Origin of the sequence: Pseudomonas silensiensis (assembly GCF_050434865.1) — a bacterium.
Classification (GTDB): domain Bacteria; phylum Pseudomonadota; class Gammaproteobacteria; order Pseudomonadales; family Pseudomonadaceae; genus Aquipseudomonas; species Aquipseudomonas fluorescens_W.
In genome coordinates this window covers 23,517-49,700 of the sequence record NZ_JBNDJH010000021.1, presented here as the reverse complement: position 1 = coordinate 49,700, position 26,184 = coordinate 23,517, and the positions used below count along the sequence as shown (strand labels likewise).

22 protein-coding genes are annotated in these 26,184 nt (G+C 60.8%); 20 read left to right on the top strand and 2 right to left on the bottom strand.

What is annotated here, in order from left to right:
* The first annotated feature begins 15 nt into the window (after positions 1-15).
* From QF010_RS25120 to QF010_RS25105, 4 genes are all read left to right on the top strand, one after another.
* On the top strand, positions 16-849 hold the full coding sequence (locus tag QF010_RS25120) for an alpha/beta fold hydrolase (RefSeq protein WP_033061862.1): 834 nt from the start codon (positions 16-18) through the stop codon (positions 847-849).
* 48 nt (positions 850-897) lie between these two features.
* Positions 898-1,335: an acyl-CoA thioesterase gene (locus QF010_RS25115; protein ID WP_033061861.1), complete on the top strand. Its 438-nt coding sequence runs from the start codon at positions 898-900 to the stop codon at positions 1,333-1,335.
* A 172-nt stretch (positions 1,336-1,507) separates the two neighbouring features.
* Complete coding sequence (locus tag QF010_RS25110; protein WP_429534151.1) at positions 1,508-2,467, top strand: tRNA dihydrouridine synthase; 960 nt, start codon at positions 1,508-1,510, stop codon at positions 2,465-2,467.
* A gap of 122 nt (positions 2,468-2,589) precedes the next feature.
* Positions 2,590-3,039 (top strand): Hsp20 family protein, encoded by a 450-nt coding sequence (locus tag QF010_RS25105; protein ID WP_033061859.1) that lies wholly within the window; start codon positions 2,590-2,592, stop codon positions 3,037-3,039.
* 46 nt (positions 3,040-3,085) lie between these two features.
* Here QF010_RS25105 and QF010_RS25100 read toward each other — a convergent pair whose 3' ends face one another.
* Both QF010_RS25100 and QF010_RS25095 read right to left on the bottom strand, forming a co-directional pair.
* Complete coding sequence (locus tag QF010_RS25100) at positions 3,086-6,364, bottom strand: EAL domain-containing protein (RefSeq protein ID WP_429512652.1); 3,279 nt, start codon at positions 6,362-6,364, stop codon at positions 3,086-3,088.
* 65 nt (positions 6,365-6,429) lie between these two features.
* Entirely contained in the window at positions 6,430-7,320 is an 891-nt protein-coding gene (locus QF010_RS25095) for a LysR family transcriptional regulator (protein ID WP_008151271.1), read from the bottom strand.
* A 146-nt stretch (positions 7,321-7,466) separates the two neighbouring features.
* On the opposite strand from QF010_RS25095, the gene leuC reads away from it, so the two are divergent.
* From leuC to QF010_RS25015, 16 genes are all read left to right on the top strand, one after another.
* On the top strand, positions 7,467-8,885 hold the full coding sequence (gene leuC, locus QF010_RS25090; protein ID WP_008151269.1) for a 3-isopropylmalate dehydratase large subunit: 1,419 nt from the start codon (positions 7,467-7,469) through the stop codon (positions 8,883-8,885).
* Between the two features lie 10 nt (positions 8,886-8,895).
* The gene (leuD, locus tag QF010_RS25085) at positions 8,896-9,540 is read left to right on the top strand and encodes a 3-isopropylmalate dehydratase small subunit (RefSeq protein ID WP_033061857.1); all 645 of its coding nucleotides are present in this window, start codon (positions 8,896-8,898) and stop codon (positions 9,538-9,540) included.
* A gap of 137 nt (positions 9,541-9,677) precedes the next feature.
* Positions 9,678-10,445, top strand: coding sequence for a class I SAM-dependent methyltransferase (locus QF010_RS25080; protein ID WP_033061855.1), 768 nt, complete (start codon positions 9,678-9,680; stop codon positions 10,443-10,445).
* Positions 10,446-10,510: 65 nt separating this feature from the next.
* A complete protein-coding gene (leuB, locus tag QF010_RS25075; RefSeq protein ID WP_046054220.1) occupies positions 10,511-11,593 on the top strand; it encodes a 3-isopropylmalate dehydrogenase in 1,083 nt (360 codons plus the stop codon).
* Between the two features lie 68 nt (positions 11,594-11,661).
* Positions 11,662-12,774, top strand: a complete 1,113-nt coding sequence (gene asd, locus QF010_RS25070; protein WP_033061853.1) for an aspartate-semialdehyde dehydrogenase — start codon at positions 11,662-11,664, stop codon at positions 12,772-12,774.
* A 272-nt stretch (positions 12,775-13,046) separates the two neighbouring features.
* Positions 13,047-14,057, top strand: a complete 1,011-nt coding sequence (locus QF010_RS25065) for an aspartate-semialdehyde dehydrogenase (RefSeq protein WP_033061851.1) — start codon at positions 13,047-13,049, stop codon at positions 14,055-14,057.
* Between the two features lie 207 nt (positions 14,058-14,264).
* Entirely contained in the window at positions 14,265-17,111 is a 2,847-nt protein-coding gene (locus QF010_RS25060; protein WP_429534150.1) for a FimV/HubP family polar landmark protein, read from the top strand.
* A gap of 196 nt (positions 17,112-17,307) precedes the next feature.
* On the top strand, positions 17,308-18,132 hold the full coding sequence (gene truA / locus QF010_RS25055) for a tRNA pseudouridine(38-40) synthase TruA (protein ID WP_033061849.1): 825 nt from the start codon (positions 17,308-17,310) through the stop codon (positions 18,130-18,132).
* A gap of 63 nt (positions 18,133-18,195) precedes the next feature.
* Positions 18,196-18,816, top strand: a complete 621-nt coding sequence (locus QF010_RS25050) for a phosphoribosylanthranilate isomerase (RefSeq protein WP_429512660.1) — start codon at positions 18,196-18,198, stop codon at positions 18,814-18,816.
* Positions 18,817-18,998: 182 nt separating this feature from the next.
* Positions 18,999-19,919 (top strand): acetyl-CoA carboxylase, carboxyltransferase subunit beta, encoded by a 921-nt coding sequence (gene accD, locus QF010_RS25045; RefSeq protein WP_033061847.1) that lies wholly within the window; start codon positions 18,999-19,001, stop codon positions 19,917-19,919.
* Positions 19,916-21,223, top strand: a complete 1,308-nt coding sequence (gene folC / locus QF010_RS25040; protein ID WP_429512663.1) for a bifunctional tetrahydrofolate synthase/dihydrofolate synthase — start codon at positions 19,916-19,918, stop codon at positions 21,221-21,223. The genes accD and folC overlap by 4 nt, the downstream gene beginning before the upstream one ends.
* Positions 21,207-21,857, top strand: a complete 651-nt coding sequence (locus QF010_RS25035) for an SPOR domain-containing protein (RefSeq protein ID WP_429534149.1) — start codon at positions 21,207-21,209, stop codon at positions 21,855-21,857. The genes folC and QF010_RS25035 overlap by 17 nt, the downstream gene beginning before the upstream one ends.
* A gap of 98 nt (positions 21,858-21,955) precedes the next feature.
* The gene (locus tag QF010_RS25030; protein WP_033061843.1) at positions 21,956-22,516 is read left to right on the top strand and encodes a CvpA family protein; all 561 of its coding nucleotides are present in this window, start codon (positions 21,956-21,958) and stop codon (positions 22,514-22,516) included.
* Between the two features lie 41 nt (positions 22,517-22,557).
* On the top strand, positions 22,558-24,063 hold the full coding sequence (gene purF, locus QF010_RS25025) for an amidophosphoribosyltransferase (protein WP_007905939.1): 1,506 nt from the start codon (positions 22,558-22,560) through the stop codon (positions 24,061-24,063).
* Positions 24,064-24,144: 81 nt separating this feature from the next.
* A complete protein-coding gene (locus tag QF010_RS25020) occupies positions 24,145-25,356 on the top strand; it encodes an O-succinylhomoserine sulfhydrylase (RefSeq protein WP_033061841.1) in 1,212 nt (403 codons plus the stop codon).
* The gene (locus tag QF010_RS25015) at positions 25,353-26,129 is read left to right on the top strand and encodes an SDR family oxidoreductase (RefSeq protein ID WP_033061840.1); all 777 of its coding nucleotides are present in this window, start codon (positions 25,353-25,355) and stop codon (positions 26,127-26,129) included. Before QF010_RS25020 ends, QF010_RS25015 begins: the two co-directional genes overlap by 4 nt.
* Positions 26,130-26,184 lie beyond the last annotated feature (55 nt).

The following is a 26,184-nucleotide window of genomic DNA, read 5'->3' as shown; positions in this document are numbered from 1 at the left end:
TGAGGAGTGAGAGCGATGAGCGCGTTAAAGTGGGTTCGTGGCGTTAATGGCACCTTGGGCTGGTTCGCACCGAAACTGGTCGCGAGCAAAATGCGACTGGCTTTTATGACGCCGCGGGAACTGCCGCCGCGTGATTGGGAATTGCCGCTGCTGGCGAAGTCCGAGCGAATTACTCTGCGTTTCGGCCTCTCTGCGCTGCGTTGGGGGCAAGGCCCCGCGGTGTTGCTGATGCACGGTTGGGAAGGCCGGCCGACTCAGTTTGCCAGTCTTATCACCGCGTTGGTCGATGCCGGTTACACCGTGGTTGCGCTGGACGGTCCGGCCCACGGTCGCTCGCCGGGCCGCGAAGCCAATGTGGTGCTGTTCGCCCGAGCCATGCTTGAAGCTGCTGCCGAGTTGCCGCCGCTGCAAGCCGTCATCGGCCACTCCATGGGCGGCGCCAGTGCCATGCTTGCCGTCCAGTTGGGTTTGCGTACCGAAACCCTGGTCACTATCGCGGCCCCGGCGCGAATTCTCGGCGTGTTGCGCGGTTTCGCCCGCTACGTGCGGCTGCCGCCGAAAGCCCGTTCGGCGTTCATTCGTCAGGTCGAAAGAGACGTCGGCATGCGCGCTGCGGCGCTGGATGTCGCGCACTATCAACTCGACATGCCCGGCCTGATCGTTCACGCCGAAGATGACTGCTACGTTCCTGTCAAGGAATCGCAACTGATCAACGAAGCCTGGTTCGACAGCCGTCTGCTGCGCCTCAAAGAAGGCGGCCATCAGCGGGTGTTGGCAGATCCTCGGGTGATTGATGGCGTTCTCTCGTTGCTCGCCGGTCGCAGTCTGCAATCGCGCCAATCGGCCTGAGCATCCGTTACACTGCCCCGGTGAAAATTTTCTGACCGGGAGTGGGGCATGGGCTGGGATCGGGCAACGCCATTTATCATTGATCTGGAAGTCGGCGCAGAGGACATCGATGGGTTGGGTCACGCGAACAACGCGGTGTACGTGACCTGGCTCGAACGCTGTGCCTGGCGCCACTCCCAGCGCCTTGGCCTGGACCTGGTCGAGTATCGTCGGCTGGATCGGGCGATGGCGGTGGTGCGGCACGAGATCGATTACCTGGCGGCTGCCTATGAAGGCGATGAGTTGCAGTTGGCGACCTGGATCGTCGATTGGGACCAGCGCCTGAAAATGACCCGACACTTCCAGTTGAAGCGCCCCAGCGACAACACCACGTTGCTGCGGGCCCAAACCACCTTTGTCTGCATCGAACTGTCGACCGGCAAGCCCAAGCGCATGCCAGCGGAATTCATCGAGGGCTACGGCCCGGCCCTGGAAGTTCTTGTCTGACACAATCTTGTGGCGAGGGAGCTTGCTCCCGCTGGAGCGCGAAGCGGTCCCCTGCAATAGAGAGTGCTGCGCACTCTAACGGGAGCAAGCTCCCTCGCCACAGAGGTATGCGCAAGTCTTTCGCCTGAGAATCCAGTAAACTGCCGCACGTTTTTCGTTGAGTGTGTTTTTCATGCAAATTGCTTTGGCGCCCATGGAGGGGTTGGTCGACAACATCCTGCGGGACGTGCTGACCCGTGTGGGCGGTATCGATTGGTGCGTGACCGAGTTCATTCGGATCAACGATCAACTGCTCACGCCTGCCTATTACCACAAGTTCGGCCCGGAACTGTTGAACGGCGCCCGCACCGCATCCGGCGTGCCGCTGCGGGTACAGCTGCTCGGTTCCGATCCGGTATGCCTGGCGGAAAACGCCGCGCTGGCCTGCGAACTGGGTTCCGAGGTCATCGACCTGAACTTCGGTTGCCCGGCCAAGACTGTGAACAAGTCCCGTGGCGGTGCGGTGCTGCTCAAGGAGCCTGAGCTGCTGAACCAGATCGTCGAACATGTCCGTCGTGCCGTTCCGGCGCACATTCCAGTGACCGCCAAGATGCGCCTCGGTTTCGACAGCCCGGACGGTGCGCTGGTGTGTGCCACGGCCCTGGCCGAAGGTGGCGCGGCGCACATCGTGGTTCATGCGCGGACCAAAACTGACGGCTACAAGCCGCCAGCCCATTGGGAATGGATCCCCCGGGTGCAGGATGTGGTCAAGGTTCCGGTGTTCGCCAATGGCGATATCTGGAGCGTCGAAGACTGGCGTCGTTGCCGCGAAATCAGCGGCGTCGAGGACATCATGCTCGGCCGCGGGCTGGTTTCGCGCCCGGACCTGGCACGGCAAATCGCGATGGCGCGAGCCGGTGAGGATGTCGTCGAGATGACCTGGGCCGAGCTGCTGCCATTGATTCAGGACTTCTGGCTACAAGCCAAGGCGCAAATGACGCCACGCCAATCGCCGGGTCGCTTGAAGCAGTGGCTGGCAATGCTGACCCGCAACTACCCTGAAGCGGTCGAGCTGTTCACCGTGCTGCGTCGCGAGACCGAACTGGATCAGGTCTCGCGTTTACTGGGTCTTCAGGTGTCCGAGGCAGCTTAAAAAAAATCTGTAAATAATCTCTTGAAAAGCAATCAGCGGTCCTTATTTAAGGATTACGCGATGCCGAATTCGGGTCGCGGAGACAAAAAAACTTGCTGATATGTTTTCAGGAGATTTGAATCATGAGCACTGCATTTTCGATGGCACCACTGTTCCGTTCCTCGGTAGGTTTCGATCGTTTCAATGACCTGTTCGAAACCGCCCTGCGCAACGAGCCAGGCAGCACCTACCCACCCTACAACGTGGAAAAACACGGCGACGACCAATACCGCATCGTCGTAGCCGCCGCCGGCTTCCAGGAAGAAGACCTGGAGCTGCAAGTGGAAAAAGGTGTGCTGACCATCAGTGGCGGCGGCAAGCGTGACGCGACCGAAGCCGTCACTTATCTGTACCAAGGCATCGCACAGCGTGCTTTCAAACTGTCCTTCCGTCTGGCGGACCATATCGAAATCAAGGCCGCCGGCCTGAGCAACGGTTTGTTGAGCATCGACCTGTTGCGGGTAATTCCGGAAGAGGCGAAAGCCAAACGCATCCCGATCAACGGGACGCAAAAGCCAGCGCTGCAGCACTAAGGCAGAGCAATGAAAAGGGCGCCACTGGCGCCCTTTTTTGTACCCGTCACTTGAGCAATTTCAGAAAATCCTCCACCGGCAGCGGCGGGCTGTGCAAATACCCCTGATAAAAATGGCAGCCCAGCCCCTGCAAGAATTCCAGCTGCTCCGGCGTCTCTACCCCTTCGGCAATCACTTTCAATTCCAGGCTGCGGGCCATGGCAACGATGGCGCGGATGATCTCGGCGTCGTTGGGGTCGGTGGTGGCGTCGCGGATGAACGATTGGTCGATTTTCAGAGTGTCGACCGGCAGGCGCTTGAGGTAGGTCAGCGAGGAATAACCGGTGCCGAAATCGTCCATGGCGAAACTCACGCCGAGTTTTTTCAGGCTGCGCATTTTGTTGATGGTGTCTTCCAGGTTCTGGATCACGATGCCTTCGGTGATTTCCAGTTTCAGCAGCGAGCAGGGCAGACCGTGGCTGAGGAGGCTGTGTTCGATGCGTTCGACAAAGTCATTCTGACGAAATTGCCGTGGGCTGATGTTGACGCACAGGCTGAAATCGAGCGGGTCTATCAGGCCCGTGGCGATCAGTTGTTTGAAGGCGCTGCAGGCTTCGTCGACGATCCAGGTACCCACTTCCAGAATCAGCCCGCTGTCCTCCAGCACCTTGATGAACTCGGTGGGCGATTGCGCGCCGAGGTCCGGGTGGTTCCAGCGCACCAGCGCCTCGGCGCCGACGATGCGGTCGTTCCGGGCGTCCACCTGAGGCTGGTAGTGCACGCGGAACTCACCCCGGGAAAGGGCCAGGCGCAGGTCGGTTTCCATGCGCAGGCGTTCGCTCGCCGCCTTCTGCATGGTGTTGTGGTACATCTGCGCGGTGTTGCGGCCCGAATCCTTGGCCCGGTAGAGGGCGATGTCGGCGCGTTTGAGCAGGTCGGTCGGGGTCGAACCGTGATCGGGAATCAGCGCGATGCCGATGCTCGGGGTCACTTGCAGGCGTTGTCCGTCGAGGAACATCGGCTCCGACAGGAGTTCACGCAAGGTGTCCGCCAGTTGCAGGACTTGCTCGCTGACCTCGTTGCGCGAGCCTTCGAGCCCGCTGAGCAGCACCACGAATTCGTCACCGCCCAAACGCGCGACGGTGTCTTCCATGCGCACGCTGGCTTCGAGGCGCGCGGTGATGATTTTCAGCACGGTATCGCCCACCGGATGACCGAGCGAATCATTGATGTGCTTGAAGTGATCAAGGTCGAGAAACATCAGGGCGCCGCGCAGGTTGTGGCGCTTGAGCAGGGCGATCTGCTGACTCAGGCGATCCATCAGCAGGGCGCGGTTGGGCAGGTTGGTCAACGGGTCGTGGTAGGCCAGGTGACGGATCTGCGCTTCGGCGTTTTTCAGCAGGCTGACGTCCCGCGCGGTCAGCAGCAGGCAGGCGGTTTCGTTGAGGGTGATCGGTTCTACCGAGACTTCGACGGTCAGCAACTCGCCGCGTTTATTGCGCCCGAGCATTTCCTGGTGATGCACCCGGCCCTTGATCTGGAGTTCGGCGAGCAGCGCCGAACGTTGTTTTTCCTCGGCCCAGATGCCGACCTGATACACCGTACGACCCACCACTTCATCGGCGCGGTAGCCGGTCAGGCGGCAGAAGCCATCGTTAACCTCCAGGTAACGGCCGGTGTCGCGCTCGGTGATGGTGATGGCGTCGGGGCTGGAGTGGAAGGCCTTGGCGAACTTCTCTTCGCTGGCCTTGAGCGCGGCTTCCGAGCGTTGCTGCTGAGTGATATCGCGCAAGTTGGTGACGATGCACGGCTGGTCGCCGACGCTGATCTGGCGGCTGGAAATCACGCAGGTCAGGGCTTGCCCGTCTTTGTGCTGAACGAGGATCGCCACGTTGTTCAGGCCCTGTTCGCGGATGACCTGCTCGATGCGTCGCAGGCTTTGCGCCGAAGCGTCCCATAGGCCGATTTCGTCGGCGCTGCGGCCAATCACGTCGGCGGCGCTCCAGCCGAAGGTCTGGGTGAAGCTGGAGTTGATTTCGATAAATTGGCCGGTGTCCTGACGGGTCACGCAAATCGGGTCCGGGCTGACCTGGAACAGGGTGGCGAACTTCTCTTCGGACGCCACCAGCAGTTGCTCCCGCTCCACCTGATCGGTGATGTCGAGCAGCGTACCGGCCATGCGCAGCGGGGCACCGTTTTCATCGCGATAGAGCCGGGCGCGGCTTTCCAGGTAGCGCGAGCTACCGTCCGGCAGTTGCACGCGGTAGGTCAGTTGATAATTGCCGGCAGGGCCTTCTCGCAGGCTGCGATAGGCATCGCGCATGGTGTCGCGCTCTTCGCCGGGCACGCCTTCGAAAAAATCGTCGAAGGATTCATGGAAAGGTATGGGGTCCAGCCCGTGGAGCTGGGCGGCGCGTGCCGAGCCGTACAGCATGCCACTGGGAATGTGCCAGTCCCAAGTGCCTAGTTGCGCTGAATCCAGCGCCAGGTCGAGACGCTCCTGGCTGTCTTTCAGGGCATGTTCGGCGGCTTTGCGTTCGGTGGTGTCAAGGAACGTACTCAGCAGATAAGGCTGGCCTTCGAGTTCGACCTTTTGCGCGCTGAGGATGCCGTCGTGGATCTGGCCGTTGCTGGCACGAAATTGCACCTCCATGCTGACCAGTTCGCCCTTGGCCTTGGTGGCTTTGACGAGTTGCGCCCGTTGCTCCGGATGCACCCAGAGGCCCAGTTCCAGGGTGGTGCGACCAATAGCGTTCTGCACTGGCCAGCCAAACAGGCTTTCGAAATACTGGTTGGCTTCGCTGATCAGGCCGTCTTCCTGGCGTGTCAGCAACACCATGTTCGGACACAGGTGGAACAGCGTGGCGAAGCGTTTTTCCGAACTGCTCAACGCCTGTTCGCGCTGGCGCTGGTGGGTGATTTCACGGATGACGCCAATCATGCGTGGTCGACCGTGTTTGTCCGGCAGCAGGCTGCCGTTGATCTCCAGCCAGTGCAGGCTGCCGTCGGGCCAGCGGATGCGGTGGTGCATCGCCTGTTCCAGCGGGGCGCCGGCGATCACCGCATCGAAGGCGCGAATGGTTTTCGCCCGATCCTCTGGCGGCAGCAAGTCGAGGTATTCCAGATCCGCCGGCAGCGGTTGCCGCGGATCGAAGCCGAACAGCGCCTGGGTACCCCGCGACCAGCTGATCTGCCCACGTTCGATGTCCCAATACCAGGCGCCCAAACGTGCACCGTTGAGGGCTGCAAGCAATTGTGGGGCGCTTTCCCAGCTCTGCTCCGACCGTTTCGGGTCAAGCGCCTGTATACGCGGCATCGTCGGAATACGGTCAACAGATTTCGGCATTGGCAAGCCTTGGCTGAGTAGGGTGTCAGGTACAGTGACTCGATGCTCTATAGAAGTAGCACAGCTTAGCCGAGAGTCCCTGGCAGATCGATTTGTGCATCCAGCAAGGCCATGAAGGCCCGTGCCGCATTCGACAGCGTCCTTTCTGTGTGCAGGATATAGCCTAGCTGGCGAGTGAGTTGTATGCCTGGTAAAGGTATTCGCGCAACCTGATCATCCAGCATGGTGCGCGGCAACACGCTCCAGGCCAGGCCGATCGAGACCATCATCTTGATGGTTTCCAGATAATTCGTGCTCATGGCGATGTTCGGCGTCAGGCCTTGAGCTTCGAACAGGCGCCGGACGATGTGGTGAGTGAAGGTGTTGCCACCGGGGAAAACCGCCGGGTGCAGGGCAATGTCCGCCAGGCTGACCGGGCCGTGGCTGATCAGCGAGTGCTCCGGGGCGACCACGAAGTCCAGCGGGTCGTCCCACACCGGGGTGGCCTTGACCAGTGCGTGGGGCTCCGGCGCCAGGGTGATGACCGCCAGTTCGGCGCGGCCATGGAGGATTTCTTCGTAGGCCACTTCCGAATCGAGGAACTGAATATCCAGCGCCACTTGCGGGTAACGTCGGGTGAACTCCCTTAATAAGGGGGGCAAGCGGTGCAGGCCGATGTGGTGACTGGTGGCCAGGGTCAGGCGGCCGGTCACCTCGCCGGTCAGGTTGGTCAGGGCGCGGCGGGTGTCATCCAGCACGTTCAGAATCTGATAGGCCCGCGGCAGCAAGGCGCGTCCGGCTTCGGTCAGGCTCACTTCACGGCCCAGGCGATCGAACAGGCGCACCTTCAATTGCTGCTCAAGCCCTGCAATGCGCTTGCTGATGGCCGGTTGCGTCAGGTGCAGCCGTTCGCCAGCGCCGGAGAAGCTGCCGGTCTCGGCAATCGCGATAAAAGCATTGAGGTTGGCGAGGTCCATTGCAGTATTCCAGTTGGTTATCCAAAGCATAAAAAATATGAATTTGAGTTATTTAATGTAACCCCCTAGGATCGACCTCACAAGCCAAGGGGTTATTGAATTGTTCAAAGCCCAGGGCATAGAAATACGCTGATGAGGACCGTCTGATGGCCGGCAAAACGCTTTACGACAAGCTTTGGGATTCCCATGAAGTGAAACGGCGCGACGATGGGTCGTCGCTGATCTATATCGACCGCCACATCATCCATGAAGTGACTTCGCCCCAAGCTTTCGAAGGCCTGCGACTGGCCGGGCGCAAGCCTTGGCGCGTCGACTCGATCATCGCCACCCCGGACCACAACGTACCGACCACGCCTGATCGCAAGGGCGGCATCGAAGCCATTACCGACCAGGTCTCGCGTTTGCAGGTTCAGACCCTCGATGACTACTGCGACGAATATGGCATCACTGAATTCAAAATGAATGACGTGCGTCAGGGCATCGTTCACGTGATCGGTCCGGAGCAGGGCGCCACCTTGCCGGGCATGACCGTGGTCTGCGGCGACTCGCACACCTCGACTCACGGCGCGTTTGGCGCATTGGCCCACGGCATCGGGACTTCCGAGGTCGAGCACGTGTTCGCCACGCAGTGCCTGGTCGCCAAGAAAATGAAAAACATGCTGGTGTCGGTCGAAGGCAAATTGCCGTTCGGCGTGACCGCCAAGGACATCGTGCTTGCGGTGATCGGCAAGATCGGCACCGCCGGCGGTAACGGCCACGCCATCGAGTTCGCCGGCAGCGCCATTCGCGACTTGTCCGTCGAAGGCCGCATGACCATCTGCAACATGTCGATTGAAGCCGGTGCTCGTGTTGGCCTGGTGGCTGCCGACGAAAAAACCGTGGCGTACGTCAAGGGCCGTCCATTTGCCCCGAAAGGCGCGGAATGGGACATGGCGGTCGAAGCCTGGAAAGACCTGGTTTCCGACGCCGACGCGGTGTTCGACACCGTGGTCGAACTCGACGCCACTCAGATCAAGCCGCAAGTCAGCTGGGGCACTTCGCCCGAGATGGTCCTGGCGGTTGATCAGAACGTGCCGGACCCGGCGAAGGAAATGGACCTGGTCAAACGCGGTTCCATCGAGCGCGCCTTGAAATACATGGGTTTGAGCGCCAATCAGGCGATCACCGACATTCAACTGGACCGCGTCTTCATTGGTTCCTGCACCAACTCGCGGATCGAAGACTTGCGCGCTGCGGCGGTGATCGCCAAGGGCCGTAAAGTCGCTTCGACCATCAAGCAAGCCATCGTGGTGCCGGGCTCGGGCCTGGTGAAGGCGCAAGCCGAAGCCGAAGGCCTGGACAAGATTTTCCTCGAAGCCGGTTTCGAGTGGCGTGAACCGGGTTGCTCGATGTGCCTGGCGATGAACCCGGACCGCTTGGAATCGGGCGAGCATTGCGCCTCGACCTCCAACCGCAACTTCGAAGGGCGTCAGGGCGCCGGTGGCCGTACGCACCTGGTCAGCCCGGCCATGGCCGCGGCGGCTGCCGTCCACGGTCGTTTCATCGACGTTCGCGAACTGATCTGAGGAACCGCACATGAGAGCTTTTACCCAACACACCGGTTTGGTCGCGCCATTGGACCGTGCCAACGTCGACACCGACCAGATCATTCCGAAGCAGTTCTTGAAGTCGATCAAGCGTACCGGTTTTGGTCCGAACCTGTTCGACGAATGGCGTTACCTGGACGTGGGCTACGCCTACCAGGACAACTCCAAGCGTCCGCTGAACAAGGATTTCGTGCTCAACGCCGAGCGTTATCAAGGCGCCAGCGTGCTGCTGGCCCGCGAGAACTTCGGTTGCGGCTCCAGCCGCGAACACGCGCCGTGGGCGCTGGAAGAGTACGGTTTTCGCAGCATCATCGCGCCGAGCTACGCCGACATTTTCTACAACAACAGCTTCAAGAACGGCTTGCTGCCGATCATCTTGACCGACGCAGAAGTGGATGAGCTGTTCCAGCAAGTCGAGGCGAATCCTGGCTACGAGTTGACGGTCGACCTGCAAGCCCAGACCGTGACCCGGCCTGATGGCAAGGTCTACAGCTTCGAACTTGACGAGTTCCGCAAGCATTGCCTGGTCAACGGCCTGGACGACATCGGCCTGACCTTGCAGGACCACGAAGCGATCGCGGCATTTGAAGCCAAGCACCGTGCGAGCCAGCCTTGGTTGTTTCGCGACGCCTGATTTTGCGTTAAGGCATGACCGCGCCATCGCGAGCAGGCTCACTCCTACATTTGAAATGCGTTCTCCTGTAGGAGCGAGCCTGCTCGCGATGAGGCCAGAATAGACACCCCAAGACTCACCCCAAAAAGGAAGTCCCCATGACCCGCAATGCCCAGCACAGCCAAGTCGTACAAAAGCAATTCGGTGAACAAGCCTCGGCCTATCTGAGCAGCGCCGTTCACGCGCAAGGCACCGAATTCGCGCTGCTACAGGCTGAGCTGGCAGGGCAGGGCGATGCCCGTGTGCTGGACCTGGGCTGCGGCGCCGGTCACGTGAGTTTTCAAGTGGCCTCACTGGTCAAGGAAGTGGTGGCCTACGATTTGTCGCAGCAGATGCTCGACGTGGTAGCCGGTGCAGCCGTCGATCGCGGTCTGACCAACGTCTCCACCGTGCTGGGCGCCGCCGAGCGCCTGCCATTCGCCGATGGCGAATTCGATTTCGTCTTCAGCCGCTATTCGGCGCACCATTGGAACGATCTCGGCCTGGCCCTGCGAGAAGTTCGCCGGGTGCTGAAGCCGGGCGGTGTGGCGGCGTTCGTCGACGTGTTGTCACCGGGCAGTCCGTTGTTCGACACTTACCTGCAAAGCGTCGAAGTGCTGCGCGACACCAGCCATGTGCGCGATTATTCCGCCGGCGAGTGGTTGCGTCAGGTCAGCGAAGCGGGGTTGCATACCCGCACCACCGCCCGTCAACGGCTGCGACTGGAGTACACCTCCTGGGTCGAGCGTATGCGCACACCCGAGGTGATGCGCGCGGCAATCCTCGAGTTGCAGCAATCGATGGGTAATGAAGTACGCGAATATTTTGAGATTGAGGCCGATGGTTCGTTCAGCACCGATGTGCTGGTGCTGATGGCCGAGCGATAGCCTCCAGGCGATAGACTTTTTCCGGGTGCGCTCAAGGGCGCACCGACTGATGACATGAGGAAAGCATGAGCAAGCAGATTCTGATTCTCCCAGGTGACGGTATTGGCCCGGAAATCATGGCCGAAGCGGTCAAGGTGCTGGAGCTGGCGAACGACAAGTACAGCCTGGGCTTCGAGCTGAGCCATGACGTGATCGGTGGTGCCGCCATCGACAAGCACGGTGTGCCGCTGGCTGACGAAACCCTGGACCGTGCACGCGCAGCCGACGCCGTACTGCTGGGCGCTGTGGGCGGCCCGAAATGGGACACCATCGAGCGTGACATCCGCCCTGAGCGCGGCCTGCTGAAGATTCGTGCGCAACTGGGCCTGTTCGGCAACCTGCGTCCGGCGATCCTGTACCCGCAACTGGCCGAGGCTTCGAGCCTGAAGCCTGAAATCGTTGCTGGCCTGGACATCCTGATCGTCCGTGAACTGACCGGCGGCATCTACTTCGGCGCACCACGTGGCGTTCGCACCCTGGAAAACGGCGAGCGTCAGGCTTACGACACACTGCCGTACAGCGAAAGCGAAATCCGCCGCATCGCCCGTGTCGGTTTCGACATGGCCATGGTGCGCGGCAAGAAGCTGTGCTCGGTGGACAAGGCCAACGTGCTGGCCTCCAGCCAACTGTGGCGTGAAATCGTCGAGCAAGTGGCCAAGGATTACCCTGAAGTCGAACTGAGCCACATGTACGTCGACAACGCCGCCATGCAGCTGGTGCGCGCACCGAAGCAATTCGACGTGATCGTTACCGACAACCTGTTCGGCGATATTCTTTCCGACCAAGCGTCGATGCTGACTGGTTCCATCGGCATGCTGCCGTCGGCATCCCTGGATACCAACAACAAAGGCATGTACGAGCCGTGCCATGGTTCGGCGCCGGACATCGCTGGCAAGGGCATTGCCAACCCGTTGGCGACCATTTTGTCGGTGTCGATGATGTTGCGTTACAGCTTCAATCTGCAGGATGCGGCCGATGCAATCGAGAAGGCCGTCAGTCTGGTATTGGACCAAGGCCTGCGTACTGGCGACATCTGGTCGACCGGTTGCACTAAAGTCGGTACGCAGGAAATGGGCGACGCAGTAGTCGCCGCGCTGCGGAATCTGTAATCTCTCGGGCCCGCTGCAACTTTCACTTTGAAAGCAGCGGCCCACTTTTTAAAGAAGGTGTAGTTGCGATGAAACGTGTAGGTCTGATCGGTTGGCGCGGTATGGTCGGTTCCGTGCTCATGCAGCGGATGCTGGAAGAGCAGGATTTCGATCTTATTGAGCCGGTGTTTTTCACCACTTCCAATGTCGGTGGCCAAGGCCCGTCCGTGGGCAAGGACATTGCTCCGCTCAAGGACGCTTACAGCATTGATGAGCTGAAAACCCTCGACGTGATTCTGACCTGCCAGGGTGGCGACTACACCAGCGAAGTCTTCCCGAAGCTGCGCGAAGCCGGCTGGCAGGGTTACTGGATCGACGCCGCTTCCAGCCTGCGTATGCAGGATGACGCGGTGATCGTGCTGGACCCGGTGAACCGCAAGGTCATCGACCAGCAGCTCGACGCGGGCACCAAGAACTACATCGGCGGCAACTGCACCGTCAGCCTGATGCTGATGGGCCTGGGCGGTCTGTTTGAAGCCGGTCTGGTCGAGTGGATGAGCGCCATGACTTATCAGGCGGCCTCCGGTGCCGGCGCGCAGAACATGCGTGAGCTGATCAAGCAAATGGGCGCGACCCACGCCGCTGTCGCCGATCAACTGGCCGACCCGGCCAGCGCGATCCTCGACATCGACCGCCGTGTGGCCGAAGCCATGCGCAGCGACGCATACCCGACCGAAAACTTCGGCGTACCGCTGGCCGGCAGCCTGATCCCGTGGATCGACAAGGAACTGCCGAACGGTCAGAGCCGTGAAGAGTGGAAGGCCCAGGCCGAGACCAACAAGATCCTCGGTCGCTTCAAGAGCCCGATCCCGGTGGATGGCATCTGCGTGCGCATCGGCGCCATGCGCTGCCACAGCCAGGCGCTGACCATCAAACTGAACAAAGACGTGCCGATCGCCGATATCGAAGGGCTGATCAGCCAGCACAACCCTTGGGTCAAACTGGTGCCGAACAGCCGCGAAGCCAGCATTCAGGAACTGAGCCCGACGAAAGTCACCGGCACTCTGAACGTACCGGTCGGCCGTCTGCGCAAGCTGAACATGGGCACGCAGTACGTCGGCGCGTTCACCGTCGGCGACCAACTGCTGTGGGGCGCGGCCGAACCGCTGCGTCGCATGCTGCGGATCCTGCTTGAGCGTTGATCGGTTGAAGTAATAAAAGAACCCGTGCCTTGCGAAAGGCGCGGGTTTTTTATGCCTGTGATTTATCGGTTGTCTGGTCTGACCTCATCGCGAGCAGGCTCACTCCTACAGGGGTGAGGGTGTACACATGATTTCTGTTCGACATCGACCATTGTAGGAGTGAGCTTGCTCGCGATGGGGCCGGGTCGACCACCGCAAATCCCAGTCAGAATTGCCTGCATCCCAACCACCCGGTAAAGTGCCGCTCCCCCCGTTTCGCCAGAGGTAGAACCATGAGCCAGTCCTTTGATATCGCCGTGATCGGCGCCACCGGTACTGTCGGCGAAACGCTCGTGCAGATTCTCGAAGAACGCGACTTCCCGGTCGGCAATCTGCACCTGCTTGCCAGCAGTGAGTCGGCCGGGCATTCGGTGCCGTTTCGCGGCAAGAACGTGCGGGTGCGGGAAGTCGATGAGTTCGACTTCAGTAAAGTCCAGCTGGTGTTCTTCGCGGCCGGCCCGGCGGTAACCCTGAGTTTCGCTTCGCGTGCCACGGCCGCCGGTTGCTCGCTGATCGACTTGTCCGGCGCCTTGCCGGCTGATCAAGCGCCACAAGTAGTGCCAGAGGCCAATGCGCAGGTGCTGGCCGGTTTGAAAAAGCCGTTCCAGGTCAGCAGTCCAAGCCCTTCGGCCACCACACTGGCGGTCGTGCTGGCGCCGTTGCTCGGTTTGCTCGACCTGCAACGCATCAATCTGACCGCCAGCCTGGCCGTCTCCGCCCAGGGCCGCGAAGCGGTCACCGAGCTGGCACGGCAAACGGCCGAGCTGCTCAATGTGCGTCCGCTGGAGCCGACTTTCTTCGATCGGCAGATGGCTTTCAACCTGCTGGCGCAAGTGGGCAAGCCTGATGAGCAGGGTCACACGCTGCTGGAAAAACGCCTGGTACGCGAGCTGCGTCAGGTCATGGCGCTACCTTTATTAAAGATTTCCGTCACTTGCATTCAAGCCCCGGTGTTTTTTGGCGATAGCTTTAACGTGACCTTGCAGTCTTCGAGCGATATCGACCTGGCAAAAGTCAACGCCGCCCTGGAAGACGCGCCCGGTATCGAGCTGGTGGAAGCCGGCGATTACCCGACACCGGTAGGCGATGCGGTAGGGCAGGACGTGGTCTACGTTGGTCGGGTTCGCAGCGGGATCGACGACCTGTCGGAACTTAATTTGTGGCTGACGTCAGATAACGTACGCAAAGGCGCAGCGCTCAATGCTGTGCAGGTGGCCGAATTGTTGATAAAAGACCTCCTGTAAAAGATACTTGGCAACAATTTGTCGAATGAATCCGGCCGGGCGCTATGCTTGGTCGGACTGCTGAAAGCAGGCTCCCTCCGGGGCTTTGCGTGGCATGAATGAAATGATCGCGCGCGACGACTCTTCGCCGCCGCACGCAATGCCTTACGGCAGCGACTATCAACACCTTCTCGCTGGCCGAGGAATGTTCAAACAAAGGATGAGGCTATGGTTCAAGTTCGCAAACTGGTGTTAGCAATAGCGGCCGCCTCGGCGCTGTCCTCCGGTATGGCGCATGCCCTCGGGCTCGGGGAATTGACCCTGAAGTCGACGCTGAACCAGCCCCTGGTGGCAGAAATCGAGTTGCTCGACGTCAAGGACCTCACCGCTGCCGAATTGGTGCCGAGCCTGGCTTCGCCCGAAGATTTCGCCAAGGCCGGTGTCGATCGCCAGGCGTTTCTCAATGACCTGACCTTCACCCCGGTGCTCAACGCCAGCGGCAAAAGCATCCTGCGTGTGACATCCAGCAAGCCCCTCTCCGAACCCATGGTGAAATTCCTGGTTCAGGTGATGTGGCCCAGCGGTCGCCTGCTGCGCGATTACAGCGTGCTGCTCGATCCGTCCAAATTCTCGCCGCAAACCGCTGATGCGGCTGCGCAGCCTGCACCGACGCAAACCGTCACCGCACCGGTGACCGGTGGCACCAACCCAACCCAATACACCACCGCGCCGCGCGATACCCTGTGGGAAATCGCTGCGAAGACGCGCACTGGCGGCTCGGTCCAGCAAACCATGCTGGCCATCCAGGCGTTGAACCCGGATGCCTTTATCGACGGCAACATCAACCGGTTGAAAGCCGGTCAGGTGTTGCGTATGCCGGATCAGGCGCAGAGCACCAGCCTGCCGCAACCGAAAGCCATTGCTGAAGTTTCCGCACAGAACACCGCGTGGCGTCAGGGCCGTCGCTATGTGGCGAAGCCCGGGACCGGACAGCAGCAGATCGATGCCACCAAACGCGCTCGCGGTGAAGGCCCTTCGTCGCAAGCGACGACAGACAAGCTGAGCCTGGTCTCCGCCGAGTCCGGCAAGGCCGGTGGCAAAGGCGCTGCGGGCGACGCCAAGAACTTGAGCAACAAGCTGGCCGTGACCAAGGAAAACCTCGACACGAGCCGTCGTGACAACGCTGAACTGAAAAGCCGCATGACCGATCTGCAAAGTCAGATGGACAAGCTGCAACGCCTGATCGAGCTGAAGAACAATCAACTGGCCAAGTTGCAGGCTGAAGGCGCGGCGGGTGCGCCGGCACCGGATGCGACTGCTCCGGCAATGTCAGCCGAACTGGCGGCCAACCCTGCGCCAGCGCCTACGCAAGCGGCTCCGGCAACACCTGCACCTGAGGCAGCTGCGCCCGAGGCCACTCCGGCTCCGGCCGAGACGCCAGTCGAGCCGACGCCGGCAGCATCCGACGATCAGCAATTCAAAGAGCTGCTGACCAATCCGTGGCTGCTGGGCCTGGCAGGTGGCGGTGCGGTGGTGGCGCTGTTGCTACTGCTGTTGCTGGCGCGTCGCCGCAAAGCCCAGCAAGAAGCCGAGAAGCATTTGCGTATGGCCCGTGACTTGGCCGAGGAGCAGGCGTTCTCCACTGAACTCGACCTGCCAAAAAGCATCTTCGATGACCTGGACGTGCCGCCGCCGAGCGTGAAGCTCGCTACCGCGCCAACCCCGACGCCACCGCCTGCACCAGCCCCGGCCCCCGCGCCAGCGCCGGTAATTGCTCCGGTGGTGGTAACGCCGCCAATCGCCGCGCCATTGGTTTCGCCTGCTGGCGAGCGCAATGACGACGTACTGACCAAGGCGCAGTCGCACATCACGGCCGGTCGTCTGAATCAGGCGGCTGCTTTGCTGGAAGACGGGATCAAGCAAGAGCCACAACGCAGTGACCTGCGCCTCAAGCTGATGGAAGTCTACGGTCAGCAAGGCGACCGCGATGCATTCGTTGCCCAGGAACGCCAACTGGTGGCCAATGGTGACAACTATGCACAGGTCGAAAAACTCAAGAGCCGCTTCCCGGCCATGGTGATTGCGGCCGCCGGTGGTATCGCCGCTGCTGCGATCGCTGCCGAACTGGACGCGCAATACGTCAAGGATCTGTTGCAGGACGAGCCTGAAGTGCCAGCGCCGGCAGTGCCCGATGACTTCGACAATGCCTTCGATTTGAGCTTCGATGATCTTGAAGCTTCAACTCCAGCGGTGGTTGAGCCAGAACCAGAACCAGAGTCCGATGACCTCGACAGTGCCTTCGATTTGAGCCTGGATGATCTGGAAGCTGCCGCTCCGGCGGTGGTTGCAGCAGAACCAGAACCAGCGCCCGATGACCTCGACAGTGCTTTCGATTTGAGCCTGGATGATCTGGAAGCTGCCTCTCCGGCAGTGGTTGCACCAGAGCCAGAGCCAGAAGCTGAACCTGTGTCTGCGACCGAGCTGGACGAGTTCCCGCTGGACGACGACTTGAGCTTCGAATCGGTGTTGCAGCAGCAGACCGAGATCAAGGAAAACCTTGATGACCTGTCGGACTTCGACCTGGATATGGATCTTGGTGGGGATGCCTCGCCGGCGACCCTGGCCGAAGACGACTTCCTGTTGAGCCTGGATGAAGGCGTCAAGGACCTGGATTTACCGGTCGCTGAAGCGCCGGCTGTTCCCGAGGTTGCGCTGGACGATCTGGAGCTGCCAGCCGATTTCGACCTGTCGCTGGCTGATGAAATGGACGCGCCAGACGCTCCGGACGCATTCGCAGCCGAACTGGATGACGTCAACGCCGAGCTGGATCGTCTGTCCCAGAGCCTTGGCGAGCCAAGTTTCACGGCGGAAGACGCCATGGCCTCCGCAGCTGACGAGCCGGAATTCGATTTCCTTTCCGGCACTGACGAAGTCGCGACCAAGCTTGATCTGGCCCAGGCCTACATCGACATGGGCGACGCCGACGGCGCTCGGGACATCCTCAATGAGGTGGTGTCCGAGGGTGATGCAGGTCAGAAGAGCGAAGCCAAGGAAATGCTTTCGCGCCTGGCTTGATTGATCGGTAAGGCGTAAACAAAACGGCAGCCCATTGAGGCTGCCGTTTTTGTTTCAGTCGACGACAGATCGCTCCTGGCAGGCCACAAACAGAACACGCCTCTGGCGTCCCGGTCCGGCGGCCTTATAATGCCCGCCTTTGCGTATATCAGCAGGCTGTCACTCCTTGGCAAATATAGATAATCCGGCCGCCGAAATGGTGGCCGACGGCTTTTTCCGGATCGCGTTGGGCGTTGAATACAAAGGCTCGCGCTATCGCGGCTGGCAGCGCCAGGCCTCTGGCGTGCTGACGGTGCAGGAAACGCTCGAAAACGCCTTGTCCAAAGTCGCTGACTCACCGGTGTCGTTGCTCTGCGCCGGGCGTACGGATGCCGGTGTGCATGCGTGCGGTCAGGTGGTGCATTTCGATACCCAGGTCGAGCGTTCGATGAAAGCCTGGGTCATGGGCGCCAATATCAATTTGCCTCACGACGTCAGTGTCAGCTGGGCCAAGGTCATGCCGGCGCATTTTCATGCGCGATTCAAGGCGATTGCCCGGCGCTATCGCTACGTGATCTACAACGATCAGATCCGCCCAGCGCACCTGAACGAAGAAATCACCTGGAACCACCGTCCGCTGGACGTCGAGCGCATGGCCGAGGCGGCGCAGTACCTGGTCGGCACCCACGATTTCAGCGCTTTCCGTGCTGGCCAGTGTCAGGCCAAGTCGCCAATCAAGGAGCTGCATCACCTGCGCGTCACGCGCCACGGCAAGATGATCGTGCTGGACATCCGCGCCAGCGCCTTCCTGCATCACATGGTGCGCAACATTGCGGGCGTGCTGATGACCATCGGTGCCGGCGAGCGCCCGGTGGAGTGGATGAAAGAGGTGCTGGAGAGCCGCATTCGCCGGTCCGGCGGGGTGACGGCGCATCCGTACGGCCTGTACCTGGTGCAGGTCGAGTACCGCGACGAGTTCGAATTGCCCGAGCGTTACATTGGGCCGCACTTCTTGACCGGTTTCTCGGAACTTGACGGCTGACGCCCTCGAACGCTTTTGTTACCATCCGGGACTTTCTCGGATTTACCTTGGGGTTCTATCGACATGTCGGCCGTTCGCAGCAAGATTTGTGGGATTACCCGCATAGAAGATGCGTTGGCAGCGGTTGAGGCCGGGGCTGATGCGATCGGATTTGTGTTCTACGCCAAAAGCCCTCGGGCCGTGACGTTTCAGCAGGCGCGCTCGATCATCAACGCGTTGCCGCCGTTCGTGACCACCGTGGGGTTGTTCGTCAACGCCAGCCGCTGCGAGTTGGGGGAAATCCTCGACGCCGTGCCGCTGGACCTGTTGCAGTTCCATGGCGACGAAACCGCGGCCGAGTGCGAAGAATGGAATCGTCCGTACATCAAGGCGCTGCGGGTCAAGGCCGGTGACGATATCGCGGCCGCATGCGATGCGTTTCCAGGCGCCAGCGGCATCCTGCTCGACGCCTACGTTGAAGGCGTGCCCGGCGGAACCGGTGAAGCGTTCGACTGGTCTCTGATACCGCAAGGCTTGAGCAAGCCGATCATCCTGGCGGGTGGCTTGACGCCGGACAACGTCGCCGAGGCGATTGCAAGGGTTCGGCCTTATGCCGTGGACGTCAGCGGTGGGGTGGAGGCGAGCAAGGGCATCAAGGATCACGCAAAGATTCAGGCATTCATTAAAGCGGTACGCACTAGCTGATGTGACGGCTGGCACACTGCCGCCGTCCACAGGCATGGCTGAGGGTTTTTGGGGTGTACGCAGGTCACGTTTCGCTGATCCGGCAACCCATCGATCATCGCCACACACATGAATTTAGCTCAAGGGCATACGCGGGGCTGCGAACCAGAGTGTTCGGGCCGCCGGTACTGGAGAAAGAAAGCATGAGCAACTGGTTAGTAGACAAACTGATCCCTTCGATCATGCGTTCCGAGGTCAAGAAGAGCTCGGTGCCTGAAGGTCTGTGGCACAAATGCCCGTCTTGCGAGGCTGTGCTGTATCGTCCGGAGCTGGAAAAGACCCTGGACGTTTGCCCCAAGTGCAACCACCACATGCGCATCGGCGCCCGCGCCCGCATCGACATCTTCCTCGACGCTGAAGGCCGTGCCGAACTGGGCGCTGACCTGGAGCCGGTTGACCGTCTGAAGTTCCGCGACGGCAAGAAGTACAAGGATCGCCTGACCGCTGCGCAGAAGCAGACCGGCGAAAAAGACGCACTGATCTCCATGAGCGGCTCTCTGCTGGGCATGCCGGTAGTGGTGTCGGCCTTCGAATTCTCCTTCATGGGTGGTTCGATGGGCGCGATCGTTGGTGAGCGTTTTGTTCGCGCTGCTAACTACGCGCTGGAAAACCGTTGCCCGATGATCTGCTTCGCCGCTTCTGGCGGTGCGCGGATGCAGGAAGCCCTGATCTCCCTGATGCAAATGGCCAAGACCTCTGCGGTACTGGCGCGTCTGCGTGAAGAAGGCATTCCGTTCATCTCCGTACTGACCGACCCGGTCTACGGCGGCGTTTCCGCCAGTCTGGCGATGCTCGGCGATGTGATCGTCGGTGAGCCGAAGGCCCTGATCGGCTTCGCCGGTCCGCGCGTTATTGAACAAACCGTGCGTGAAAAACTGCCGGAAGGCTTCCAGCGCAGCGAGTTCCTGCTGGAACACGGTGCGATCGACATGATCATTCACCGTCAGGAACTGCGTCCGCGCCTGGGCAATCTGCTGGCACAAATGATGGGCCTGCCGACGCCAAAATTCGTCGCCGCGCCAATCGAACCAATCGTAGTTCCACCGGTACCCGCCAACATATGATCGAACGTACCCTTGGCGAGTGGCTCGCCTACCTTGAGCAGTTGCACCCTTCGGCCATCGACATGGGCCTGGAGCGCTCGCAACAGGTAGCGTCCCGCATGGGACTGGGCAAACCGGCGCCTCGGGTGATCACGGTCACCGGCACCAACGGCAAAGGTTCTACCTGCGCATTCGTGGCTTCGTTGCTGCGGGCGCAGGGCCTGAACGTCGGTGTCTACAATTCTCCGCACCTGCTGCGTTACAACGAGCGGGTGCAGGTCAATGGCGTCGAAGCCACTGACGCCGAGCTGTGCGAAGCCTTTGCAGCGGTCGAGGCGGGCCGTGGCGACACTTCCCTGACGTACTTCGAAATGGGCACCCTCGCGGCGTTCTGGCTGTTTCAACACGCCAGTCTCGATGCGGTGGTGCTGGAAGTCGGTCTGGGCGGGCGTCTGGACACGGTCAATGTGGTCGATGCCGACATGGCACTGGTCACCAGCATCGGTGTCGATCACGCGGACTATCTGGGCGATACCCGCGAGTCCGTAGCGTTCGAAAAGGCCGGCATTTTCCGCCAGGGCGCGCCTGCGCTGTGTGGCGACCTGAATCCTCCACAACCTCTGCTGGATAAAGCGCGCGAGCTCAATTGCCCGTTTTTCCTGCGTGGGCGCGATTTCGACCTCGGCATCACCGATCACAACTGGCAATGGCGCGGTCTTGACGCTCAAGGGCGTGTGGTCGAGTTGCACGATTTGCCGTTGCTCGATCTGCCGATGGAAAACGCCGCGCTGGCGTTGCAGGCTTACCTGCTGCTCGGGTTGCCTTGGGCGGATGCACACATTATTGCTGCGCTGAAAGCCACTCGGGTGGTCGGTCGCCTCGATCGCCGTCAGTTCGACTGGCAGGGCAAGCGCCTGAGCCTGTTGCTGGACGTGGGGCATAACCCGCACGCGGCAGAGTATCTGGCTCGCCGCCTGGCCAGCCGACCACCAGCCGGCAAGCGTCTGGCGGTGTTCGGATTGCTGGCGGACAAGGATCTGGATGGTGTTGTCGGTGAATTGAATGCTAGTGTCCAGCAATGGGCCGTCGCGCCGCTGGATTCACCGCGAGCACGCCCGGTTGCCGATTTGCACGCGGCGTTGCAGAACCTTGGCGCCTCGGTAACATCCTATGACAGTGTGGCCGCCGCCCTGGAAGGGCAGTGCGCGCTGGCGACGAACGACGACGAGATTCTGTTGTTCGGATCATTTTATTGTGTCGCCGAGGCCCTTGAATGGCTGGCCCGGCGCTCCACGGAGGAAGCGGCAAATGGCATTGCTGGATAAGGCATACAAACAGCGCATGGTTGGCGCCCTGGTTCTGGTGGCGCTGGCGGTGATTTTCCTGCCGATGCTGTTTTCCCGTCAGGATGAACAGCGTCAAGTGACGGTTGAAGCCCCGGCTGCGCCGCAAGCGCCTGCGGTGCCGCAAGTTCAGGTCGAGCCGGTGGTGGTGCCTGAGCCGCAAGCGCTACCTCAGGAGCCTGTGCCGAGTGATGATGAAATCGCTCAGCGAGAAGCACCTTCTGCTCCGTTTGCCCCGGTTGCGCCTGCACCTGCCGCCAAACCGGTCGCGCCAGCTCCGGCGCCGGTCAACAAACCAACGGTTGCACCTAGCCAGCCCATCACGGCTGCACCGGGCAAACCGGACACGACGCAAAGCCGCGTCGATGCCAATGGCCTGTCGGTCAGCTGGTCGGTGCAACTGGCCAGCCTGTCGAGCCGTGCAAGTGCAGAAAGCCTGCAGAAATCCCTGCGCAGCCAGGGCTACAACGCCTACATTCGGACTGCCGACGGCAAGAATCGGGTGTTTGTCGGACCGCTGATCGAGCGTGCAGAAGCCGATCGTCTGCGTGACTTGTTGAGTCGTCAGCAGAACCTCAAGGGTTTTGTGGTGCGTTTCCAGCCTGAGCGTGGCTAAAACTATCGCCCCGATATGAAATGCACTGACAATCGCAGCTTACCGATAGCCATGCGCTCTGCTAAAATGCGCCGCCTTATCCGTCTGTAGGCTGCACTGTGCCATTTACCTGGGTTGACTGGGCGATCGTTGCAATCGTCGCCATCTCCGCATTGATCAGTCTGAGCCGCGGCTTCGTCAAAGAAGCACTGTCGCTGGTGACCTGGATCATCGCAGGAGTCGTCGCCTGGATGTTCGGTGGTTCATTGTCCGAGTACCTCGCCGGATACATCCAAACGCCGTCGGCCCGTGTGATCACGGGCTGTGCCATCATGTTTGTCGCCACGTTAATCGTAGGCGCGATGATCAATTATCTTATCGGCGAATTGGTTCGCGTCACCGGGCTGTCCGGGACCGATCGATTCCTCGGCATGGCCTTCGGCGCCGCGCGTGGCGTGTTGCTGGTGGTCGTGGCGGTCGGGCTGTTGAGCCTGGGGCCGGTACAGCAGGACGGGTGGTGGCAAGAGTCACAGCTCGTGCCAAAATTTCTTTTGGTCGCAGACTGGTCCAAAAACCTGATTCTCGGGTGGAGCAGTCAGTGGCTTGCCAGCGGTATCAGCATACCCGCTGAGATACCGTTCAAGGAGCACCTCTTGCCGATGGCCAAAACGCCTCAGTGAGTTGTGTTCAGTTCAGATCCATTAAGTAGGGGTTGCGTCGCATGTGTGGCATCGTCGGTATCGTCGGTAAGTCGAACGTCAATCAGGCGCTGTATGACGCGCTAACCGTCCTCCAGCACCGCGGCCAGGACGCTGCCGGTATCGTGACCAGCCATGATGGCCGGTTATTCCTGCGCAAGGACAATGGCCTGGTGCGTGACGTGTTCCATCAACGTCACATGCAGCGCCTGGTCGGCCACATGGGTATTGGCCATGTGCGTTACCCGACCGCGGGCAGTTCGACCTCGGCCGAAGCCCAACCGTTTTACGTCAACTCGCCTTACGGCATCACCTTGGCGCACAACGGTAACCTGACCAACGTTGAACAGCTGGCCAAGGAGATTTACGAATCTGACCTGCGCCACGTCAACACCAATTCCGATTCGGAAGTGCTGCTCAACGTGTTCGCTCACGAACTGGCCCAGCGCGGCAAGTTGCAGCCAACCGAAGAAGACGTGTTCGCGGCCGTCACTGACGTGCACAACCGTTGCGTCGGTGGTTACGCGGTCGTGGCGATGGTGACCGGTTACGGCATCGTCGGTTTCCGCGACCCGCATGGCATCCGCCCGATCGTCTTCGGTCAGCGTCACACCGACGAAGGCGTCGAGTACATGATCGCCTCCGAAAGCGTCTCCCTGGACGTGCTCGGTTTCACCCTGATTCGCGACCTGGCACCAGGCGAAGCGGTCTACATCACTGAAGACGGCAAGCTGCACACCCGTCAGTGTGCGACCAACCCGTCCCTGACCCCGTGCATCTTCGAACACGTCTACCTGGCGCGTCCGGACTCGATCATCGACGGCGTGTCGGTCTATAAAGCCCGTCTGCGCATGGGTGAGAAACTCGCCGAGAAGATTCTGCGCGAGCGTCCGGATCACGACATCGACGTGGTCATCCCGATTCCGGATACCAGCCGTACCGCGGCCCTGGAGTTGGCGAACCACTTGGGCGTCAAGTTCCGCGAAGGCTTCGTGAAGAACCGTTATATCGGCCGGACCTTCATCATGCCGGGCCAGGCCGCACGGAAAAAATCCGTACGCCAGAAGCTCAACGCCATCGAGCTGGAATTCCGCGGCAAGAACGTGATGCTGGTGGACGACTCCATCGTTCGCGGCACCACCTGCAAGCAGATCATCCAGATGGCCCGCGAAGCCGGCGCCAAAAACGTCTACTTCTGCTCCGCGGCACCGGCCGTTCGCTACCCGAACGTCTACGGCATCGACATGCCGAGCGCGCACGAGCTGATCGCGCACAACCGTTCGACCCAGGACGTGGCTGATCTGATCGGCGCTGACTGGTTGATCTATCAGGACCTGCCTGACTTGATCGAAGCGGTCGGTGGCGGCAAGATCAAGATCGAGAAGTTCGATTGCGCGGTGTTCGACGGCCAGTACGTCACCGGCGACGTTGATGAGGCTTACCTGAACAAGATCGAGCAGGCACGTAATGATGCCTCCAAGGTCAAGACGCAGGCAGTCAGTGCGATCATTGATCTGTATAACAACTGAGTAACTACCGGCCCTGAGGGGCCGGTTTTGTATCTACTAAAAGAATTCCTATTTATAAAAATCGGGGCAAGGAGTGACAGCATGAGTCAGGATTGGGATGCCGGTCGGTTGGACAGCGACCTCGAAGGCGTAGCGTTCGACACCCTGGCCGTACGCGCCGGTCAGCACCGCACGCCGGAAGGCGAACACGGTGATCCGATGTTCTTCACTTCCAGCTACGTATTCCGTACCGCTGCTGATGCGGCGGCACGCTTTGCCGGTGAAGTGCCGGGTAACGTTTACTCGCGCTACACCAACCCGACCGTACGTGCGTTCGAAGAGCGCATTGCCGCGCTGGAAAGCGCCGAGCAAGCCGTGGCCACGGCGACCGGCATGGCCGCAATCATGGCGGTGGTGATGAGTCTGTGCAGCGCTGGCGATCACGTGCTGGTGTCGCGCAGCGTGTTCGGTTCGACCATCAGCCTGTTCGAGAAGTACTTCAAGCGCTTCGGCATCGAAGTCGATTACGTGCCCCTGGCGGATTTGTCCGGTTGGGATGCGGCGATCAAGGCCAACACTAAATTGCTGTTCGTCGAATCGCCATCCAATCCGCTGGCTGAACTGGTGGATATCGCCGAGCTGTCGAAAATCGCTCACGCCAAAGGCGCGTTACTGGTGGTCGACAACTGCTTCTGCACCCCGGCGTTGCAGCAGCCGCTGAAGATGGGCGCGGACATCGTCGTGCATTCGGCGACCAAGTTCATCGACGGCCAAGGCCGTTGCATGGGTGGTGTTGTGGCCGGTCGCAGCGAACAAATGAAAGAAGTCGTCGGTTTCCTGCGCACTGCCGGGCCGACTCTGAGCCCGTTCAACGCCTGGATCTTCCTCAAGGGCCTGGAAACCCTGAGCCTGCGCATGAAGGCGCACTGTGCCAATGCCCAGCAACTGGCCGAATGGCTGGAGCAGCAGGACGGTATCGAGAAAGTCCATTACGCCGGTCTCAAAAGCCATCCGCAGCACGAGTTGGCCCTGCGTCAGCAGAAAGGCTTTGGTGCGGTCGTGAGTTTCGAGGTCAAGGGCGGCAAAGAGGGCGCCTGGCGCTTTATCGATGCGACTCGCCTGATTTCCATCACCGCCAACCTCGGTGACAGCAAAACCACCATTACGCACCCAAGCACCACCTCTCACGGCCGTCTGGCGCCGCAAGAGCGTGAAGCCGCGGGCATTCGTGACAGCCTGATCCGCATCGCGGTCGGTCTGGAAGACGTGGCAGACCTGCAAGCCGATCTGGCGCGCGGGTTGGCTGCCTTGTGATCGAGTTGTCCGCGCCGGGCACTGGCACCAATGGCCGCGTTGCACTGGTCACGGGTGCTGCGCGGGGCATTGGTCTGGGGATCTCGGCCTGGCTGATCAGCGAAGGCTGGCAAGTGGTGCTGACGGATCTTGATCGGGTGCGCGGTTCGAAAGTGGCGAAGGTACTCGGCGACAACGCCTGGTTCATCGCCATGGACGTCTCGAACGAAGGGCAGGTGGCGTTAGGCGTCGCCGAAGTGCTGGGGCAATTCGGACGTCTGGATGCACTGGTGTGCAACGCGGCGGTTACCGATCCGCACAACATCACCCTTGAAAGCCTTGATCTGGCGTACTGGAATCGGGTGCTGGCGGTGAATCTCAGTGGGCCGATGCTGTTGGCCAAGCACTGTGCGCCGTACCTGCGTGCTCACAGCGGCGCGATCGTCAACCTGGCCTCGACCCGCGCCGGGCAGTCGGAACCCGACACAGAGGCTTATGCGGCGAGCAAGGGTGGCCTGCTGGCCCTGACTCATGCCTTGGCGATCAGCCTTGGGCCGGAAATCCGCGTCAATGCGGTTAGTCCGGGCTGGATTGATGCGCGGGATCCTTCCGCACGCCGTGCCGAACCACTGACCGATGCCGATCATGCCCAGCATCCGGCGGGCAGGGTAGGGACGGTCGAGGACGTGGCAGCGATGGTCGCCTGGCTGTTGTCGAAGAACGCCGGTTTTGTCACGGGCCAGGAGTTCGTGGTCGATGGCGGCATGACCAAGAAGATGATTTACAGCGAGTAATTCGGGCAGGGGCCGCGACAGCGGCGGTTTGAGGTTGCAGGCGGCCGTGGGCAGC

Excerpts from the sequence above, each read along its gene's own strand:
- QF010_RS25120 (WP_033061862.1), top strand. The coding sequence starts at position 16 with ATGAGCGCGTTAAAGTGGGTTCGTGGCGTTAATGGCACCTTGGGCTGG.
- leuB (WP_046054220.1), top strand. The coding sequence starts at position 10,511 with ATGAGCAAGCAGATTCTGATTCTCCCAGGTGACGGTATTGGCCCGGAA.
- purF (WP_007905939.1), top strand. The coding sequence starts at position 22,558 with ATGTGTGGCATCGTCGGTATCGTCGGTAAGTCGAACGTCAATCAGGCG.
- asd (WP_033061853.1), top strand. The coding sequence starts at position 11,662 with ATGAAACGTGTAGGTCTGATCGGTTGGCGCGGTATGGTCGGTTCCGTG.
- QF010_RS25020 (WP_033061841.1), top strand. The coding sequence starts at position 24,145 with ATGAGTCAGGATTGGGATGCCGGTCGGTTGGACAGCGACCTCGAAGGC.
- QF010_RS25050 (WP_429512660.1), top strand. The coding sequence starts at position 18,196 with ATGTCGGCCGTTCGCAGCAAGATTTGTGGGATTACCCGCATAGAAGAT.
- leuC (WP_008151269.1), top strand. The coding sequence starts at position 7,467 with ATGGCCGGCAAAACGCTTTACGACAAGCTTTGGGATTCCCATGAAGTG.
- QF010_RS25080 (WP_033061855.1), top strand. The coding sequence starts at position 9,678 with ATGACCCGCAATGCCCAGCACAGCCAAGTCGTACAAAAGCAATTCGGT.
- QF010_RS25110 (WP_429534151.1), top strand. The coding sequence starts at position 1,508 with ATGCAAATTGCTTTGGCGCCCATGGAGGGGTTGGTCGACAACATCCTG.
- accD (WP_033061847.1), top strand. The coding sequence starts at position 18,999 with ATGAGCAACTGGTTAGTAGACAAACTGATCCCTTCGATCATGCGTTCC.
- folC (WP_429512663.1), top strand. The coding sequence starts at position 19,916 with ATGATCGAACGTACCCTTGGCGAGTGGCTCGCCTACCTTGAGCAGTTG.
- QF010_RS25065 (WP_033061851.1), top strand. The coding sequence starts at position 13,047 with ATGAGCCAGTCCTTTGATATCGCCGTGATCGGCGCCACCGGTACTGTC.
- QF010_RS25115 (WP_033061861.1), top strand. The coding sequence starts at position 898 with ATGGGCTGGGATCGGGCAACGCCATTTATCATTGATCTGGAAGTCGGC.
- QF010_RS25095 (WP_008151271.1), bottom strand. The coding sequence starts at position 7,320 with ATGGACCTCGCCAACCTCAATGCTTTTATCGCGATTGCCGAGACCGGC.
- leuD (WP_033061857.1), top strand. The coding sequence starts at position 8,896 with ATGAGAGCTTTTACCCAACACACCGGTTTGGTCGCGCCATTGGACCGT.
- truA (WP_033061849.1), top strand. The coding sequence starts at position 17,308 with ATGGTGGCCGACGGCTTTTTCCGGATCGCGTTGGGCGTTGAATACAAA.
- QF010_RS25105 (WP_033061859.1), top strand. The coding sequence starts at position 2,590 with ATGAGCACTGCATTTTCGATGGCACCACTGTTCCGTTCCTCGGTAGGT.
- QF010_RS25060 (WP_429534150.1), top strand. The coding sequence starts at position 14,265 with ATGGTTCAAGTTCGCAAACTGGTGTTAGCAATAGCGGCCGCCTCGGCG.
- QF010_RS25100 (WP_429512652.1), bottom strand. The coding sequence starts at position 6,364 with ATGCCGAAATCTGTTGACCGTATTCCGACGATGCCGCGTATACAGGCG.
- QF010_RS25035 (WP_429534149.1), top strand. The coding sequence starts at position 21,207 with ATGGCATTGCTGGATAAGGCATACAAACAGCGCATGGTTGGCGCCCTG.